We start from the raw sequence: 16,079 nt of genomic DNA on the forward strand, positions 1-16,079 counted from the left end.
TGGATTGCATTACGCAACCAGGCGCCTCGTCTTTTTGGGAGTTCAGCAATGGCAGCAGCAATGACAGCAGCGGTGTGCAGGGTAGATGAAGCGGGTAGCGGCAAAACGTGGTTTCGAAGGCTGATTACGCGCGGCAAGACAAAGCGATTCGGGATGGGCTTCACGTTGATCGAGTTGATGATCGTGCTGGCGATTGTCGGCGTGGTCGCGGCGTACGCCATTCCGGCCTATCAGGATTATCTGGCGCGCAGTCGGGTGGGCGAGGGCTTGTCGCTGGCATCGTCGGCACGGTTGGCGGTGGCGGAGAATGCCGCGAGCGGCTCCGACCTGGGCGGGGGATATTCGTCGCCGCCGGGGACCCGGAACGTGGAGTCGATTCACGTCGACGATACCAATGGGCAAGTCACCATCGCGTTTTCCACGCGCGTGGCGCCGGCCGGATCCAATACGCTGGTGCTTGTACCGTCAACTCCGGACAACGCCGAGGCGCCGACTGCACGTACGGTTCTGACGAAGGGTTCGGTTCAGGCCGGATCGATCACGTGGGAATGTTTCGCCGCCACGAAAACGGCGTCTTCGTTGCCGGCGCCGGGTGCGGGTCCCTCACCGACGGAAGCGCCAACATTACCGCCTAATCTTGCACCGCCGGAATGCAGGACTTGACGCGCCAATAAAGGACCTGAAAGGCCGGCCGCATGAAACCGTAATCGCTGTGAATCGTCGTCATGACGCTTGTGAGCGTGCACGTGGATTGCGGCCAGCCTCGGTATTTCGCCGAAACCGCCACGGAATTTTCAGGAATGACGGTGATTTCGGCGCATTTCATGCCAGGTGCCGCACAGCATGGGTAATTTTTTGTATAGTGCGCCGGTTGCCGACGTTCCCGACCCCACATGCCTTCAAACATAGCGCGCTACCTTTCTTTTGCTGTCCTCTGTCTGGCACTGACGATCCCGTACGCGGTCGTCAACCACACGTATCCCATTCCGACCTTCTACGCCGAGTTCAGCGCGCTTGCACTGTTCCTCATGCTTGGCGGGGGAATGGCGCTGATCGTGCGCTTGTCCGAGCCGCGCGTGCCGTTCGCGACGCCGGTCATCGCGTTGATGCCGCTTGTGCTTGGGCTTCTGCTCGTGGCGCAGACGGTGGTTTTGCCGGTGTCGCAGCCGTCGATGAACTGGCTCGGCGGCGGATATTTGCTGGCATCGTTTATCGCGGTGCATACGGGTTATGGCTTCGTGCGCGCGGGCCTGGCCGAGAAAGCATTCCGTTGGGGTGCGGCGGCGTTGATTGTGGGTGGCCTGTTCGCCGTGTTTTGCCAGGTCGTGCAGTTGTTCCACATGGAGCCGAGGTTTTCGCCGTTCGTGGTGGCCTACAACGTGGCGATCGAACGGCGGCCGTTCGGCAACATGGCGCAGGCGAATCATCTTGCGAGCTACATCGCGTTTGCGACGGCGGGTGCGCTGTATCTGGTGCAAACGCGACGCCTGCCCGTGATCGTGTGGCTTGTCTTGTCGGCAATCTTTTCAACCGGGCTCGCGTTGACCGTATCGAGGGGACCGTGGTTGCAGATGGGCGTGATCGTGGTCGGGGGATTCTGGATGGCCCTCATCCAGGGCCGCTCGACCGTTGCCGGCGACCCGGATGGACCCACCAGCCATGCCGCTCGCAGCAAAACGCGCGCGTGGGTGATTCCGATCGTGCTGCTCGTGTTGTTCTTCGCGGTGAACGCGGCGATTCGCTGGGCGAATTTGCGTTTTCAGCTTGAACTTGGCCAGTCGGCGGCGGAGCGGATGCAGGATGCGAACCAGATCGCGCCGCGGCTTGCGCTCTGGAAGTATGGCTGGACCATGTTCCTGACGCATCCGCTGCTGGGCGTAGGCTGGGGCGAGTTCCCGCTGCATCAGTACGAGTTTGTGCGGGAGCTTGGCGGGGTAGAGATCGCCAACAATTCGCACGATATCTTCATCGACTTGCTCGCGAAAACCGGTCTGCTTGGAATGGCGATCTTGTTGTTCAGCGTGGTGTGCTGGCTCGTGCGTGTGCTGCGTGCGCCGCATACGCCTGCGCGGATATTCGCGCTGTCGCTGCTGGGCGTGCTGATGATGCACGCGCTGGTCGAGTATCCGCAGCAGTACATGTTCTTCTTGATGCCCGCGATGCTGATTTTTGGCCTGTTGGAGACCCGGCCATTGCGATGGGTGTCGCGGTCGTTTTCTTATGGAATGTACGTTGTGCTGGTGGTGCTTGGGCTGGCTTCGCTTTATCCCATCTTGCGCGACTACAACCGGTCTGAAGTGCTCTATTACGGTTCGCAGCCGGCTGAGCAATATCGAGCGGATCCGTCGTTTTTATTTGGCGCTTGGGGGGAGTATGGCGCCGCGACATTGTTGCCGATGAATAGCCAGGACCTCGGAACGAAGCTCGTGATGCATCGCCAGGCGCTGGCGTTGTTGCCGGGGGAAACCGTGTTGAGGCGTTATGCGGTGTTGCAGGCGCTGGCCGGACAATCGCAGGACGCGCTCGATACCATCGCCCGATTGAAGATATTCTCCACCGAACTTCACGACTGGCCGCAACAACTGGCGGATGTTTATCAGTTATTGGACGATCAGGGTCAGCCTCTGGCCGGGTTCAAGGCCGAGCTGATGAAGATGTATGGCGTGCCCGCACCGTCCGCTACTGACGATGATAGTGATGATGAGGATGATTGAAGATAGAGCCATAGTCCACGCGGCTCCTTAGGTTCTTTCTAGAACAGAACTCTTTCAATCGATTTGGCCTCAGCCTCTACGGTTACCCGGTGCAACCGAGTGAGTGACACTTCGCTCAAGCGGGTTTCCCGCGGTGTGAAATAGCCAGTAACCTCGCGCCAATTTAAGCGCAAAGCGAGAGGCGACTTCATGAAAAGTTGGATATTTCAAGCGAACCCCGAAAGGTTCGATCTAGAAAGCTTTTTCGCGACACGCCCCAGCGTATTAACTTGGACCGTTTCCCGTCAAGCCGATCAAATGCGTATCGGCGACCGCGTCTATATCTGGCGGGCCGCAGCCGGGGAAAAAGACAAGGCTGGCGTCATTGCGGAAGCTGTCGTTTGCTCGTCGGTGGCGTTGATTGCATCCGATACTATCGGCGCTGGATTCTGGCTTGATGAAAGCGAAGCTCAGCTGGAATCTGAGCGCGTTTGGCTAAAAATTATTCGCGTGGCGAGTCCCCGCGAACAGATCCGACGCGAATGGTTGAAGGACGACCCCGTGCTCTCGGACATGCTGATTATGAAACAGCCAGCAGGTACGAATTTTCTAATGACTGACAGTGAAGCGGCGCGCATGGCTCAAATGTGGGCTTGCGTCGGCCAAGACTGGAATCGAAGCGAGTCGATCGCAGGATTGTGGGCTTACGTCAAAACACTCGGAATTCCCGTATCCAAGCTGCCGAAATCGCCGGTTGCGGTAGTTTCGCTGGTCACGGGGCGTGCAGTCGGCGGGGTCTATAACAAAGTGATGAACTTCCGCAGCATCGATCCGCGGGACCCTCGATTGGGAATGTCGGGAGGAGGTGAGATCGATAAAGCGGTTTGGGCCGAGTTTTTTGACGCGGAAACGATGGAACTGCGGACGGTCGCCGTTCATGCCGAATACGAACGGTTGTGGGGAAGCAGCGATGCACTGATTGACGTTGTGCCGGATGCAGCGGCGCTGGAAATGGCTGTAGATCGAGAGGCGGGAACGCTCGCCCAGCAGACGTACGAAAACTTGATATTAAAATACGCGACGCAGAAGATGCATTTGGCCCTCGCGGATAGGCCCGGTAGCCGACCCGCCCGACGCACCGTATTCGAACGCGATCCTCTCGTCATCGCTATCGCAAAGGTACGCGCTGGGTTTCAGTGCGAGGTGGTCGGCTGCGCGCATCCGAGTTTCAACGGTCGAGATCGCAAACCGTATTGCGAAGTTCATCACATCCAGCCGCTCGCTGACGGCGGGGTCGACACAATCGACAACGTCGTGTGTCTATGCCCGTCGCATCATCGAGAGGCTCACTTCGGCGAAAGCCGCGAGGCACTGAAATCTAGCTTTTTTGCTTTGAGGGCGCTCGTGTACAACTGAGCTTCTTTCGGTACGGCGCGGGGATAATCAACTCCCCACCACCCAATCCCCCGATTTCCCGCCGTGCTTCTCCAGCACCTTCACATTGGTAATCGTCATTCCGCGATCCACGGCTTTGCACATGTCATAAACCGTCAGCAGTCCGACCTGCACAGCGGTCAGCGCTTCCATCTCCACGCCTGTGCGCCCGACCGTTTCCACGCGGACTTCGCAAAACACGCCTGGCAGGCTTTCATCGATGGAAAAGTCCACCGCCACTCGCGTCAATGCCAGCGGATGGCATAACGGGATCAAATCGGAGGTTCGTTTCGCGCCCTGGATCGCTGCGATTCGCGCGACGCCGAGCACATCGCCCTTTTTCGCCTTGCCGTCGCGAATCAGCGCAAGCGTGGCGGGCAGCATGACGATCGAACCGCGCGCGATGGCTACGCGACGCGTCTCGCTCTTGTCGCCGACATCGACCATGTGCGCTTCGCCAGAAGCATCGAAATGTGTAAGTCCGGACATAAGCTCTCCTTGCAACGGGCGCTCATCATAACAGCGGCGCGCGGGTGGTCCGGGCGCGCGCACGCTGCTACGATAAGCCTTTCAAATCGTTTTCGCTTAGCCATTAACAGCGTTTCAGCCGCTGGCCGCGCGCCATCCCGGCGACCGTATAGCAGAGTTTGCCATGCGTCCAAATCGACTAGTTGCCGCCGTGTTGTGCCTGACCGTGGCCGTGCCGCCCGGCGCGTTCGCGCAAGCGGTTTCAGCCGCACAAAGTGCGAATGCGTCGAACGCGTCGCTCACCGCCAAGCCCCTCGCCGATCTCGCGCCAGCATCATCCCCATCCACCGCCTCAACGACTCCCACAACCACCATCGACGCCAACGTCTTCGGCCTCTACGGCGGCGCCGAAACCCGCTTCGCGAACCGCCCGGGTGAAAAAGCCGGTCTCCAGGCATCGATGAACGCGCTCCAACTGCCCGATCTCGGCGATGGTTCCGGCGGCACGCTGACCCTGCAAGCCGAGCGTCGCCTCGGCGAGCGTTTGATGCGCGATCTCCGCCGCGACCCCGATTACCTCGATGACTGGCTCATCCGCGATTACCTGAATTCGATTGCGGCGCGGTTATCGGCAGCGGCGGCGATGCAATACATCGGCAGCTATCTGCCCGACTTCGATCTTTTTCCCGTGCGCGATCCGCAGATCAACGCGTTCTCGATGCCTGGTGGTTTTATCGGCGTGAATACGGGCTTGATCGCGACGACGCAGACGGAGTCGGAGCTGGCATCCGTGGTTGGACACGAGATGGGGCACGTGCTGCAACGGCACATCGCCCGCATGATGAGCACGGGCGAGCGCAGCACGTATGCGGCGCTCGCGGCCATGTTGTTCGGCGTGCTGGCGGGCGTGGTCGCGCATAGCGGCGACCTGGGCATGGGCATCGCGATGGGCGGGCAGGCGTTCGCGCTCGACAGCCAGTTGCGCTTTTCGCGCGCGGCGGAACACGAGGCGGACCGCGTCGGCTTCCAGATGCTGAGCGCAGCCGGCTACGATCCCTACGCGATGGTCGCCTTTTTCGCGCGCCTTGACCGAACAGCGATGGGCGATAACGGCTTGCCGCCGTATCTGCGCACGCATCCGCTGACCGGCGAGCGCATGGCCGATATGGAGGACCGGGCACGCCAGGTATCGTATCGACAACCGCGCCAGGGGTCGGAGTACGGTTTCGTACGGGCACGAGCGCGCGTGCTGCAGGTGAAGTCGGCGAGTGAATATCGCGATATCGCCAGCCGCTTGCGCTCCGAAATCAACGATGAGACCGCGCTGAACGTATCGGCGAACTGGTATGGCGTCGCGCTCGCGCAGACGCTATTGGGCGACTATGGAGCCGCGACTGAAGCGCTAGACGAAGCGCGGCACGCGTTCGAGAGTCGCGAGGGCGCGGGGAATCCGGACGCGGGTGCAGCAAAACGCGGGCTTGGGGGTGAATCCGGCACGCGGTCTGTATCGGAGGGATCGGGCCGAACGAGGGCGAATGAGCCGGTAACACGGCCGGGATCAGCCGAAACGCACGCGATGAGGGCACATGACTCGGACTCTCAGTCGTTGTCGGTCGAAACGCGTCGGACGACGGCGAGTGAATCGGGCGCACGATCGGTTCCGCAGCAGCCTCGTCAACGCGTAACAAGCGACGCTGCCCCGCCGTCGCAATCGCTCGAACCACGCGAAAGCGCCGCACAACCCGTTGCAAAAAGCACCGCAATAGCCCCATCAACCAACACCCCCGCACCTTCCGTCAACGTCGCTTCGCTAGCCAGCACAGCCCTGGCATCGCTGAACGCCGCAAGTCCATCAGCCGCCACCACCGCGAACCCCGTCGCCGCCCCAACTCGCCAATCGCGCAGTTCCCCGAGCCTCGATGTCCTCGCCGCCGAGATCGCGCGCCTCTCCGGCCACGACGCCGAAGCCGTGCATCTTGCCGAAATCGCCCAGCAGCGCTGGCCCGATTCCCATGCCGCCGTCGAAACGCACTTGCAGGCGTTGTTATCCGCGCATCGTTTTACCGATGCCCAGGCGCTCGCCCGCCACGAAACGCGCGCCGATCCGGCTCAGCCCGACTGGTGGCGATATCTGGCGCAGGCGAGTGTCGGTGCGAACGATCCCATGCAACAACATCGCGCCATGGCGGAGAAGCTTGCGCTCGACGGCGCATGGCCGTCAGCGATCCGGCAATTGGAGGCTGCCCGCGATCTCAAGAGCGCGAGCTTCTACGATTTATCGACTATTTCTGCGCGTCTGCGCGACTTCCAGGCGCGCTACAAGGAAGAGCGCGAGTTGGAGAAGGACGATAGTTAGGAGGCTTTACGAGGCCGCTGCTTTCGCCGCCGGGCTCGCGACAAAACCAAACTTGCGCGGCACATCATCTCGTTCGATATGCCCCAATGGCAGATCCAGGCCGGCCGCGAAATGGAATACGCCGCCGTTATCGTCGAGATCGGCGTGCGTGGAAAACAGGTCGAGATCGTGATCGTGCAACGCGGCGATGCGCGAAGTGTGAGCGCCATCGCGGACATCAGGGCTGCCGGAGAACAGCACACCGCCTTCATCGTCGAGCCAAACCGCCGTCGGCTCAAACCGTCCGCCTGCGTGATCGGTCAGCCGCAGCTCGCCGTCTGCCGCATCGTCCACTGCGCCGTCAATTTCGCTCAGCCGCACGATCCACGGCGTGTAACCCAGCTCCACATACACGCGCTGCGGGCCGTTTTGAAAGAACCACTGACCGTCGGCATCGGCGGCGTAGTTGCGGTTGATGAAACCGAGCAACGCGTCGTGGCGGATGATATCGCCGGGAAGACCGGCCGCCTGCGTGGCGTCGTCGCGCATGCGCCACTGGCCGCGCCGGTCGAGCAGCAGCCAGCCGGTGCAATGCGGGACGTTGGGCCATTTGGCCAGCGCCTGTTTGACGATCTCATCCATGCTCGGAATCCGTTTGGTGTGCCGCGTGATGGCCGCGATGCACATGATGCACGTGAGTCTGCAAATAACCGAAAACCCTCTGCGACAACCAGTCGATCCTTCCCGGAAACGGCCCGGTCATGAAACCGACGTGGCCGCCATGCGCGGGTTGATCGAGGGTCACCGCCGCAGAAACTTCCGCCGCCGACGGCAACACGCGCCCAGGCAGGAACGGATCATTGCGGGCGTTCAGAACCAGCGTTGGAATGGCGATGCGCGGCAGAAAGGGCCGCGTGGTGGCGCTGGTCCAGTAGTCGTCGGTATCGCGGAAACCGTGCAGCGGCGCGGTCACGGCGTTATCGAAGGCGTGCAGGGTGCGGGCCGCGAGCATGGCGTCGCGGTCGAAGAGGCCAGGATACTGGTCGAGTTTCGCCTGCGCCTTGCGCTTGAGCGTCTTGAGGAAACTGCGCGTGTAGACCATGCCGAACCCCTGCGATATCGCGTGGCCACCGGCGTGGACATCCAGCGGTGCGGAAATCGCGGCGGCAGCGTCCAGAATGGCGGCGGCGTCCTGTTCCTGCTCGCACAACCATCGCAGCAACACGTTGCCGCCCAGCGATACCCCCGCCGCAATCACCGGGCCGGGATGTTGCGCCTTCAATCGACGCAAGACCCAGTCGACTTCGGCGCTGTCGGCGAGATGGTAGAAGCGCGGGAGGAGATTCATCGAGCCGCCGCAACTGCGGAAATGCGGCACGACGCCAAACCAGCCGCGCGCCTTCGCTTCAGCCATCAGCACGCGAGCGTAGTGGGAGTCCGAGCTGCCTTCAAGTCCGTGGAAGAGCACAAAGAGCGGTGCAGACCGGGCGGGAGGGGGATTCGCCGCTTGCGCCGCTATCGTTTCGCGGCCAACACCGTCATGCAAGGCCGCGGTTTCATCGAACGATGTGGCGGCTGGGTTTCGACGCTCGCGCGGTTCAGGGTGCGAGGCGTTGGTGGCGGCGGCGCCGGAATCGGCGCGTTGGTTGCCTTCACCGTCGACGTCATAAGCGTCATAAGCCAGCCAGTCGAGATCGATGAAATCGCCGTCCGGGGTCGCCCACCTTTCCCGTCGGTATTTCACGGCTGGCCGCTGTGCGAACAGCGCCGGCACGATGGTCTGCGCGTGCGCGGTAGGCAGCCATCGAGGCGCCCGGTACAGCCATTCGGACAGCGGTTCAAGCGTTGTCTGGCTCACCGCGTCGAGAGCGGCCGAAGCGGTCTGCTCAAAAGCCGAGCGGGATTGCAGCGCCGGAGCGTCAGGAATGAGATGAGCGTGATCGCGTTTCATGGCGCGTCTTCAAACGGGAAGCAGGATGCGAACGGATGCCGACGGCCTGCCGATCAAACTGACAGAGCTATCGTCGAATCGCGGACGCCAGCTACCCTGCCCAGCGTACCCGCAAAACCGATGTCAATGCAGCGGACCTTGTCCATGTCGCATTTTCGCCGCAATTTGGCCTGCGGCTTCGTCTGCTATCGCACTAGCGTGGATATGTGCAATGCGCCATTCACCACGTTCGTGGACCATCACATAGGTGCTGAACACCATGGCGGGCGAGCTGCCCGGTTCGGTAGGCTGATGCGCTTCCGCGATGGCGTAGACCACGGTGCCGAGACTGTCGTAGACGCGGATATCGAGCGGCTCGACGGTGACCGGCCGGTTCCCGAGTTGCGTCGCGAGGCCCGCGCGAATACTGTCCAGGCCGGCCAGATGCGAGCCGTCCGCGCGGATGAACGTGGCGAATTCCTCGTCGATCCAGAGCGCCATGATGCTGTCGATATTGCCCTCCGCGACAGCCTGGTAATAGGCGTTGAGGGTATCGGCGGCGGCTTCGAATAGACGGGCAAAACGTGGCATGGCTCGTGGGTCTCTAACAGTCGATGCATGGCGCCCGATGTTTTCGGACAAAAAGGCGCCACAGTTCGGTCAAGTTTCAAAAGCATGCCCCGGCTTAGGGACATTGGCATGTCAGGAAGCGCCGATACCGCAAACGCGCCGCCGATGATCCTGGCGTGGCAGACGCTGCTCTGGCGAAGTCACGAAGCGGTCTTCGAAGCTGAAGCGGTTTGGCCTTGCTCGCTCGATCAGCACGCGCCATGACGCCAAATCCGCTTCAGCCCAACCCGCTTTAATGACGCTGCATCATCAACATGCCGCGTAAATCGCCGAAAACCTGCTCGGCGCCGAGTTCACGCAAACAGTTCATATGACCCAGCGGACACTCGCGGGCAAAGCACGGACTGCATTCGAGGTGCAGCCATTGTACCTTTGCGAGATCGGACAGGGGCGGCGTGTGGCGCGGGTCGGTCGAGCCGAACACCGCCACCAGCGGGCGACGCAGGGCGGCAGCCACATGCATCAGGCCGGAATCGTTGGTAACCACGGCGCTCGCGCGCGAGATCAGCGCGCAGGCCTCGCCAAGCGACGTCTGCCCGCACAGGTTGCGCACGTTCGGCGCGCGATCGGCAATGGCTTGCGCAATCGGCGAATCCTTCGGCGAGCCGAGCGCGACGATCCGTGCATACGGGAACGATTGCGCGATGAACTGCGCGAGCGCCGCGAAATGCTCCGGTGGCCAGCGTTTTGCCGGACCGTATTCCGCACCCGGGCAAAACACGACGAGCGGCGCGCGCGTATCGAGATTGAAGCGGGCGGAGACGCGCGCCGCTTCGTTCAGGTCGGTATCGAGTCGCGGTACGGGCATGGGAACCGTGGCGTTTTCCTGCAGCCACGGCAGCTTCGCGCCCGGAGCATAGGCGAGAGCGGCGTACTGGCCCACCATGGGCGGGCGTTGACCCTTGGCCGGATTCGCGTGCCGAACGTTCAGCACGCCATAACGGCTCTCGCCCGTATAGCCGACCCGCAGGTTGATCTTCGCCATCCACGGGATCAGCGCCGATTTGAACGAGTTCGGCAGCACGTAAGCAGCGTCGTAACCCACGTCGCGCAGATCGCTCGCGAGTTGCCAGCGACGCAGCATCTGCAGCTTGCCGTGGGCGAGATCGGTGGCGTAGACATCGTGGATCTCGGGCATGCGTTCCAGCACGGGCGCGACCCAGGCGGGCGCGACAGCATCGATGACAATGCGCGGATGCAGCTTCTTCAGCAGCGAAAACAGCGGCTGAGCCATCAATGCGTCACCAATCCAGTTCGGTGCGATAACCAACGCGCGACGCATCTATTTAAGTTCCAGTCTCAAAAATAACGCAGCTCACACCATGTGGGTGGGCGCGTTGTGCAATTGGGGGTGAGGGCGCCCGGCTGCCAGCGTGTCCGGCGTCGGGGCGCGAGGTGTCGTGCTTTGAAAACATCGAGCGCGGCCGGAACGCTGTATTCAACGGGATCGGCGGCGTCAACGGCTACATACGGCACAGCATCGCTAGTGGTCGCGCAGACAGGCGGGCGGCGTGAGGCAAACCGCATGCCGCTTCTCTTCGCGAAGTCGACAATTCGCGAAGATTCAATGACCCTTGATGTGTTCACCGTCTTTCAGCTTGTAGCGTGTGCCGCAATACGGGCAACGCGCTTCGCCGTGGGAAATATCGAGGAAAACGCGCGGATGCGTGCTCCAGCGCGGCATGTTGGGGTTCGGACAGAACGCCGGCACATCTTTCGCCGACAACTGGACCAGCGGCATTTCCTTCAGTTCGCTCATGAGGAATCTCGTTCGTTCTAGTCTGGGGACGCGATGAGCCGGTTTTTCCTGGTCCGATATTCAAACTCAACGGCCAGGAAAAACTCGGCTCACCGCCGTACGTCATGCGTCCGATTCCGCGCTAAGTCACTTAACCTGCGCAAGCCAATCGGCGTACTTTTCGTTCTTGCCGGTCACGATATCGAAGAAAGCGCTTTGCAGCTTTTCCGTGATCGGACCACGCTTGCCTTCGCCGATGGTGCGATTGTCCAGCTCGCGGATCGGCGTGACTTCAGCGGCCGTACCGGTGAAGAAGGCTTCGTCGCAGGTATAAACCTCGTCGCGGGTGATGCGCTTTTCGATCACCGGAATGCCGAAGTCGCGTGCGAGCGTGATGACCGTGTCGCGCGTGATGCCGTCCAGGCACGACGCCAGGTCCGGCGTGTACAGCTTGCCGTTGTTCACCAGGAAGAAGTTTTCGCCGGAGCCTTCGGACACGTAGCCGTCGACGTCGAGCAGCAGCGCTTCGTCGTAGCCGTCGGTGATGGCTTCCTGATTCGCCAGGATCGAGTTCACGTACCAGCCCGACGCCTTCGCGCGAACCATGGACACATTCACATGATGGCGCGTGAACGATGACGTTTTCACGCGGATGCCCTTCGCAATGCCGTCGTCGCCGAGATAGGCGCCCCACGGCCACGCGGCGATCGCGACGTGAATGGTGTTGCCTTTCGCCGATACCCCCAGTTTCTCCGATCCCACCCAGACGATCGGGCGGATATAGCAGGATTCCAGTTTGTTCACGCTGACCACTTCGAGTTGCGCGGCTTCGAGCGTCGCGCGATCGAACGGCACTTCCATCTGGAAGATCTTGGCGGAGTTGAGCAGGCGCTTGGTGTGGTCTTTCAGGCGGAAGATCGACGTGCCGGTACCCGTCTTGTAGGCGCGCACGCCTTCAAAAACGCCCATGCCGTAGTGCAGCGTGTGGGTGAGCACGTGGATGTTGGCGTCGCGCCAGTCGATCAGCTTGCCATCCATCCAGATCTTGCCGTCGCGGTCGGCCATTGACATACGATTTCTCCTGGCGAGTAGTGTGCAGATAATGAGTGGTCCGCCGGTTTGCACCGGTTTGTCGCGTCCGCATCTTTCGCCCGCTTGACCGGCATGACGATGACAACGGACTTCATGCGCCTTTTTCCAAGCCGTGGCGCCTGTCCGGAGACAGCGCGCAGCATGGAATCCCAACGCAAAACCGGCAAACTGCCGGGCGGCCAAAGACCGTCATTTTAGCGTCTTTTCGATTAAAAAACGGGCGCTGTCGGCCAATTGGCGGCTTTCACGACGCTATAATTCCGCTTTCACCATCACACGACGCGTCCCAAGGTGCAGTCAACGTTGCGGTTCGAAAGCAAATCGTGAGGAATGCGCCAAAGGTCGCCATCCGCGTGGGTGGGACTGATACGGCGTGATTCAAGGCTCGTCGAAAGGCTTGCTGAAAGGCTCGCCGCAAGGCCCGGCGTCGCGGTTTCGGGTCGTTTTGACCGGCGATTCAGGTTCGATCCACGGCAAGTTCGCGCCAATCGTCCGGTTCCTTCCTGCTTCCTGCCTGCTTCCTGCCTGTTCTTCGCCGGATCAGTTGGATTCCGCCGCTCAACCGCACAAGTACACCGCGACTCGCACCAATCTCCATGTTCGACCGGCTGTCAGACCTCAACCGACGCGCGTTTCTCGATGGCGTCAAAACCCTCTCTCCGGCGGTTCCGGCCACATTCTCGTGGGGTCTGGTAACAGGCATCGCGATGGCCAAGTCCGTGCTGACCGTGCCGCAGGCGCTTGGCATGTCGCTCGCGGCCTACGCGGGATCGTCGCAACTCGCTGTGCTGCCATTGTTCGCCGCCAAATTGCCGCTCTGGACCATCCTGCTGACCGCTGCCATGGTGAACCTGCGGTTCGTCATTTTCAGCGCGGGGCTCGCGCCTCATTTCGCCTATCTGCCGCTGCGCCGCCGGCTGGTGCTGGGTTATTTCAACGGCGACATCATTTATCTGATGTTCCAGAAGCGTAATTTCCCGACCGGCTATCAGCCCGGCAAGGAGGCCTTTTTCTGGGGCATGGCGGCGACGAGCTGGTCCTCGTGGCAAGTGTCATCGATTGCGGGAATCCTGCTCGCGAGCCTCTTCCCCGATAACTGGGGCCTCGAACTCGCCGGCACGCTCGCGCTGATTCCGTTGATCGTCTCGGCGATTGCGACGCGCTCCACGCTTGCGGCCGTCGGCGTGGCGAGCGTGATCGCGCTGGTTGCGCTGGATTTGCCGTACCGGCTTTCATTACCGCTGGCCGTGGCGGCGGCATTGCTTGCGGGAACGTTTGTCGATGTCATGGCGGAGAAGCTGGGAGCAGGACGCAAAATCAGCGGCGCGCCTAAACGTGTGGAAATCCCCGCACCTCGTCTCGCCGACGCCGAACCGCTGACTCCTCCATCCGGTCTCGACAAAACGCCGGTCAGTCCCAAAAGCACACGGAGCGTCCCATGAGCGCCGCGCAAGTCTGGCTTGCCATAGCAGGCATGGGGCTGATCACGGGCATCACGCGCGCGTTGTTCCTGATGGGCGGCGAGCGCATGATCCTGCCCGAGCGTGTGCAGCGCGCGCTGCGGTACGCGCCGGCTGCGGCCCTAGTCGCGGTCGTCGTGCCCGATCTTCTGACTACGCCGGCCGGACTTTCGATCGCTTTCTCGAATCACGCGCTCTACGCTTCCCTGTGCGGTCTCGCCTGGTTTCTCTGGCGCCGCGGCATGCTCGGGACAATTGTCGTGGGCATGATTGTCTTCACGGTTCTGCGGCTGATCGCCTGACGCTGGTTTTGCTGCGGCGCGTCATGCGACGCTTCTTGTAAGCCATCGAAAACTCACCGATCCCGAATCCTGGGGATTTGCGTTTCCTGCGTCGGACGGGCATGGGTATCGGTTAAAATGGCGCTCTCGCTGTCGTATCGAATGAGGTCGAAACGTGTATCCGGCAGTCATCGCACATCAGCTTTACTCGCTCCATTCTTCGCTGCATCGCCTCGTCGGCTGGGCCTCCCGGTCGCGGACGAAAGGCGCTGCACGTCTCATTTCGTTGTCCCTTGCTTGTTCGAATCGTCCGCCTGAGCGCGGCCGCCTCGCGATGTTGAGCACTTCAATTTCCCCGTAGCGACCTTGTGAGCCCGCTGGTATAAATCCACGGCGCGCAGATTCAACTCGCCCGAACCGCTTTCCAATTACTCGCTCACCCGCTGACTCCCATGACGAAAGTATTGCGTTTCACCGATCTGATCGCCGAAGGCAAAGTGTCCGGCAAACGTGTTTTCATCCGCGCCGACCTCAACGTCCCGCAGGACGACCAGGGCAACATCACCGAAGACACGCGCGTGCGCGCCTCGGTGCCGGCCATTCAGCAAGCACTGGCAGCGGGCGCCGCCGTGATGGTCACGTCCCATCTCGGCCGCCCGACGGAAGGGCAGTTCAAGCCTGAAGACTCGCTTGCGCCGGTGGCCAAGCGCCTTGGCGAATTTCTCGGCCGCGATGTGCCGCTGGTCGCCGATTGGGTCGAAGGTGTGCAGGTTCAGCCGGGCCAGGTCGTGCTGCTCGAAAACTGCCGCTGCAACAAGGGTGAGAAGAAGAACGACGACGCGCTGTCACAGAAGCTCGCCAATCTCTGCGATATCTACGTGAACGACGCATTCGGCACCGCGCATCGGGCGGAAGCGACCACGCATGGCATCGCGAAATACGCGCCGGTGGCGTGCGCCGGTCCGTTGCTCGCGGCTGAACTCGATGCATTGGGCAAGGCGCTCGGCGAGCCGAAACGCCCGCTGGTCGCCATTGTCGCGGGATCGAAGGTATCGACGAAACTCACTATCCTCAAGTCGTTGGCGGAGAAAGTGGACCAGTTGATCGTGGGCGGCGGCATCGCCAATACGTTCATGCTCGCGTCGGGGTTGAAGATCGGCAAATCGCTGGCGGAGAAGGATCTTATCGATGAAGCCAAGACCATCATCAGCGAAGCGCGGGCGCGTGGGGCATCGGTGCCTATTCCGAGCGATGTCGTAACTGCGAAGGAATTCTCCGCGACCGCCAAGGCTGAAACGAAAGCCGTGGACCAGGTACAGGACGACGACCTGATCCTCGATATCGGCCCGGACACCGCCAAGGCGCTTGCCGCGCAGTTGGAGAAGGCGGGCACGATCGTGTGGAACGGGCCGGTTGGCGTGTTCGAATTCGACCAGTTCGGCAACGGCACGAAGACGTTGGCGGACGCGATCGCGAACTCATCGGCGTTTTCGATTGCAGGCGGCGGCGACACGCTCGCGGCCATCCAGAAGTACGGCATCCACGACAAGATCTCGTACATCTCGACGGGCGGCGGCGCATTCCTGGAGTTCCTGGAAGGCAAGACGTTGCCCGCGGTGGAAGTGCTCGAGTCGCGGGCCTGAGCCCATGAAAGGAGCCACGTCGAAGAGCGATCGTCCTGAGTCCGTAGTTGTTGCAGATAAAGAAGAGTTGGCCGCTGACGCGGGTTTGTCGGTGGCGGCTGAAATTGGATCGAGGGTGGCGGTCGGGGTCAAACCCGGTCCCGCTCACGCCCCGGCCAAGTCGAAGCGTTCCGCTGCGACGCCGGCCCGGCGTGGTTCGGACGTAAAGCAGGAAAGAAGGAAGGAAATACGCAAGGAAACCGCGGTCATGATTGGCGGCGCGAGCGCGTCGTTGATTCCGGCCGCCGGACAGATATCGAATAGTCATCACAAAGCGACGCCGGCCCGAGCCGGTGCGCGTTCGCAGGCGGAGACAGCTTCATCCCCGTCAGCACA

The 16,079-nt window shown here is 61.6% G+C and carries 15 protein-coding genes; 8 read left to right on the forward strand and 7 right to left on the reverse strand.

Annotated elements, in window-relative coordinates:
- Positions 1–48 precede the first annotated feature (48 nt).
- The 3 genes from ACSOSP_RS16325 (at position 49) to ACSOSP_RS16335 (ending at position 4,109) form a co-directional block, all read left to right on the forward strand.
- Entirely contained in the window at positions 49–663 is a 615-nt protein-coding gene (locus ACSOSP_RS16325; protein WP_455308302.1) for a pilin, read from the forward strand.
- Between the two features lie 230 nt (positions 664–893).
- Positions 894–2,714, forward strand: coding sequence for a PglL family O-oligosaccharyltransferase (locus tag ACSOSP_RS16330; RefSeq protein ID WP_455308303.1), 1,821 nt, complete (start codon positions 894–896; stop codon positions 2,712–2,714).
- Between the two features lie 189 nt (positions 2,715–2,903).
- Entirely contained in the window at positions 2,904–4,109 is a 1,206-nt protein-coding gene (locus ACSOSP_RS16335) for an HNH endonuclease (RefSeq protein ID WP_455308305.1), read from the forward strand.
- 27 nt (positions 4,110–4,136) lie between these two features.
- On the opposite strand, the gene moaC is transcribed toward ACSOSP_RS16335, so the two are convergent.
- The gene (moaC, locus tag ACSOSP_RS16340; protein ID WP_455308307.1) at positions 4,137–4,616 is read right to left on the reverse strand and encodes a cyclic pyranopterin monophosphate synthase MoaC; all 480 of its coding nucleotides are present in this window, start codon (positions 4,614–4,616) and stop codon (positions 4,137–4,139) included.
- A 163-nt stretch (positions 4,617–4,779) separates the two neighbouring features.
- Here moaC and ACSOSP_RS16345 point away from each other — a divergent pair, with 163 nt between their 5' ends.
- Positions 4,780–6,951 (forward strand): M48 family metalloprotease, encoded by a 2,172-nt coding sequence (locus ACSOSP_RS16345; RefSeq protein WP_455308309.1) that lies wholly within the window; start codon positions 4,780–4,782, stop codon positions 6,949–6,951.
- 6 nt (positions 6,952–6,957) lie between these two features.
- Here ACSOSP_RS16345 and ACSOSP_RS16350 read toward each other — a convergent pair whose 3' ends face one another.
- The 3 genes from ACSOSP_RS16350 to ACSOSP_RS16360 all read right to left on the reverse strand — a co-directional run bounded on the left by ACSOSP_RS16350 (position 6,958) and on the right by ACSOSP_RS16360 (position 9,451).
- Positions 6,958–7,572 carry a DUF2946 family protein gene (locus ACSOSP_RS16350; protein WP_455308311.1) on the reverse strand — a complete coding sequence of 205 codons (615 nt, stop codon included), beginning with the start codon at positions 7,570–7,572 and terminating at the stop codon, positions 6,958–6,960.
- Positions 7,565–8,881: a YheT family hydrolase gene (locus ACSOSP_RS16355; RefSeq protein ID WP_455308313.1), complete on the reverse strand. Its 1,317-nt coding sequence runs from the start codon at positions 8,879–8,881 to the stop codon at positions 7,565–7,567. The genes ACSOSP_RS16350 and ACSOSP_RS16355 overlap by 8 nt, the downstream gene beginning before the upstream one ends.
- 123 nt (positions 8,882–9,004) lie before the next feature.
- Entirely contained in the window at positions 9,005–9,451 is a 447-nt protein-coding gene (locus ACSOSP_RS16360) for a nuclear transport factor 2 family protein (RefSeq protein ID WP_455308315.1), read from the reverse strand.
- A gap of 108 nt (positions 9,452–9,559) precedes the next feature.
- On the opposite strand from ACSOSP_RS16360, the gene ACSOSP_RS16365 reads away from it, so the two are divergent.
- Positions 9,560–9,694, forward strand: a complete 135-nt coding sequence (locus ACSOSP_RS16365; protein WP_455308316.1) for a hypothetical protein — start codon at positions 9,560–9,562, stop codon at positions 9,692–9,694.
- A gap of 28 nt (positions 9,695–9,722) precedes the next feature.
- On the opposite strand, the gene waaF is transcribed toward ACSOSP_RS16365, so the two are convergent.
- The 3 genes from waaF to ACSOSP_RS16380 all read right to left on the reverse strand — a co-directional run bounded on the left by waaF (position 9,723) and on the right by ACSOSP_RS16380 (position 12,299).
- A complete protein-coding gene (gene waaF / locus ACSOSP_RS16370) occupies positions 9,723–10,772 on the reverse strand; it encodes a lipopolysaccharide heptosyltransferase II (protein WP_455308318.1) in 1,050 nt (349 codons plus the stop codon).
- Positions 10,773–11,054: 282 nt separating this feature from the next.
- Positions 11,055–11,249 carry a zinc-finger domain-containing protein gene (locus ACSOSP_RS16375; protein ID WP_031359576.1) on the reverse strand — a complete coding sequence of 65 codons (195 nt, stop codon included), beginning with the start codon at positions 11,247–11,249 and terminating at the stop codon, positions 11,055–11,057.
- A 126-nt stretch (positions 11,250–11,375) separates the two neighbouring features.
- On the reverse strand, positions 11,376–12,299 hold the full coding sequence (locus ACSOSP_RS16380; protein ID WP_455308320.1) for a branched-chain amino acid transaminase: 924 nt from the start codon (positions 12,297–12,299) through the stop codon (positions 11,376–11,378).
- 617 nt (positions 12,300–12,916) lie between these two features.
- Here ACSOSP_RS16380 and ACSOSP_RS16385 point away from each other — a divergent pair.
- The 3 genes from ACSOSP_RS16385 (at position 12,917) to ACSOSP_RS16395 (ending at position 15,704) form a co-directional block, all read left to right on the forward strand.
- Positions 12,917–13,762, forward strand: a complete 846-nt coding sequence (locus ACSOSP_RS16385; RefSeq protein WP_455308322.1) for an AzlC family ABC transporter permease — start codon at positions 12,917–12,919, stop codon at positions 13,760–13,762.
- The gene (locus ACSOSP_RS16390) at positions 13,759–14,082 is read left to right on the forward strand and encodes an AzlD domain-containing protein (protein WP_455308324.1); all 324 of its coding nucleotides are present in this window, start codon (positions 13,759–13,761) and stop codon (positions 14,080–14,082) included. Before ACSOSP_RS16385 ends, ACSOSP_RS16390 begins: the two co-directional genes overlap by 4 nt.
- A 431-nt stretch (positions 14,083–14,513) precedes the next feature.
- Positions 14,514–15,704, forward strand: a complete 1,191-nt coding sequence (locus tag ACSOSP_RS16395; protein WP_455308326.1) for a phosphoglycerate kinase — start codon at positions 14,514–14,516, stop codon at positions 15,702–15,704.
- The last annotated feature ends 375 nt before the right edge of the window (positions 15,705–16,079 follow it).

The sequence above is a fragment of the Caballeronia sp. KNU42 genome, assembly GCF_053760385.1.

What these genes read in the sequence shown, in the direction of transcription:
- ACSOSP_RS16325 (WP_455308302.1), top strand. Translation starts at nt 49, where the DNA reads ATGGCAGCAGCAATGACAGCAGCGGTGTGCAGGGTAGATGAAGCGGGT.
- ACSOSP_RS16330 (WP_455308303.1), top strand. Translation starts at nt 894, where the DNA reads ATGCCTTCAAACATAGCGCGCTACCTTTCTTTTGCTGTCCTCTGTCTG.
- ACSOSP_RS16335 (WP_455308305.1), top strand. Translation starts at nt 2,904, where the DNA reads ATGAAAAGTTGGATATTTCAAGCGAACCCCGAAAGGTTCGATCTAGAA.
- moaC (WP_455308307.1), bottom strand. Translation starts at nt 4,616, where the DNA reads ATGTCCGGACTTACACATTTCGATGCTTCTGGCGAAGCGCACATGGTC.
- ACSOSP_RS16345 (WP_455308309.1), top strand. Translation starts at nt 4,780, where the DNA reads ATGCGTCCAAATCGACTAGTTGCCGCCGTGTTGTGCCTGACCGTGGCC.
- ACSOSP_RS16350 (WP_455308311.1), bottom strand. Translation starts at nt 7,572, where the DNA reads ATGGATGAGATCGTCAAACAGGCGCTGGCCAAATGGCCCAACGTCCCG.
- ACSOSP_RS16355 (WP_455308313.1), bottom strand. Translation starts at nt 8,881, where the DNA reads ATGAAACGCGATCACGCTCATCTCATTCCTGACGCTCCGGCGCTGCAA.
- ACSOSP_RS16360 (WP_455308315.1), bottom strand. Translation starts at nt 9,451, where the DNA reads ATGCCACGTTTTGCCCGTCTATTCGAAGCCGCCGCCGATACCCTCAAC.
- ACSOSP_RS16365 (WP_455308316.1), top strand. Translation starts at nt 9,560, where the DNA reads ATGTCAGGAAGCGCCGATACCGCAAACGCGCCGCCGATGATCCTGGCG.
- waaF (WP_455308318.1), bottom strand. Translation starts at nt 10,772, where the DNA reads ATGCGTCGCGCGTTGGTTATCGCACCGAACTGGATTGGTGACGCATTG.
- ACSOSP_RS16375 (WP_031359576.1), bottom strand. Translation starts at nt 11,249, where the DNA reads ATGAGCGAACTGAAGGAAATGCCGCTGGTCCAGTTGTCGGCGAAAGAT.
- ACSOSP_RS16380 (WP_455308320.1), bottom strand. Translation starts at nt 12,299, where the DNA reads ATGTCAATGGCCGACCGCGACGGCAAGATCTGGATGGATGGCAAGCTG.
- ACSOSP_RS16385 (WP_455308322.1), top strand. Translation starts at nt 12,917, where the DNA reads ATGTTCGACCGGCTGTCAGACCTCAACCGACGCGCGTTTCTCGATGGC.
- ACSOSP_RS16390 (WP_455308324.1), top strand. Translation starts at nt 13,759, where the DNA reads ATGAGCGCCGCGCAAGTCTGGCTTGCCATAGCAGGCATGGGGCTGATC.
- ACSOSP_RS16395 (WP_455308326.1), top strand. Translation starts at nt 14,514, where the DNA reads ATGACGAAAGTATTGCGTTTCACCGATCTGATCGCCGAAGGCAAAGTG.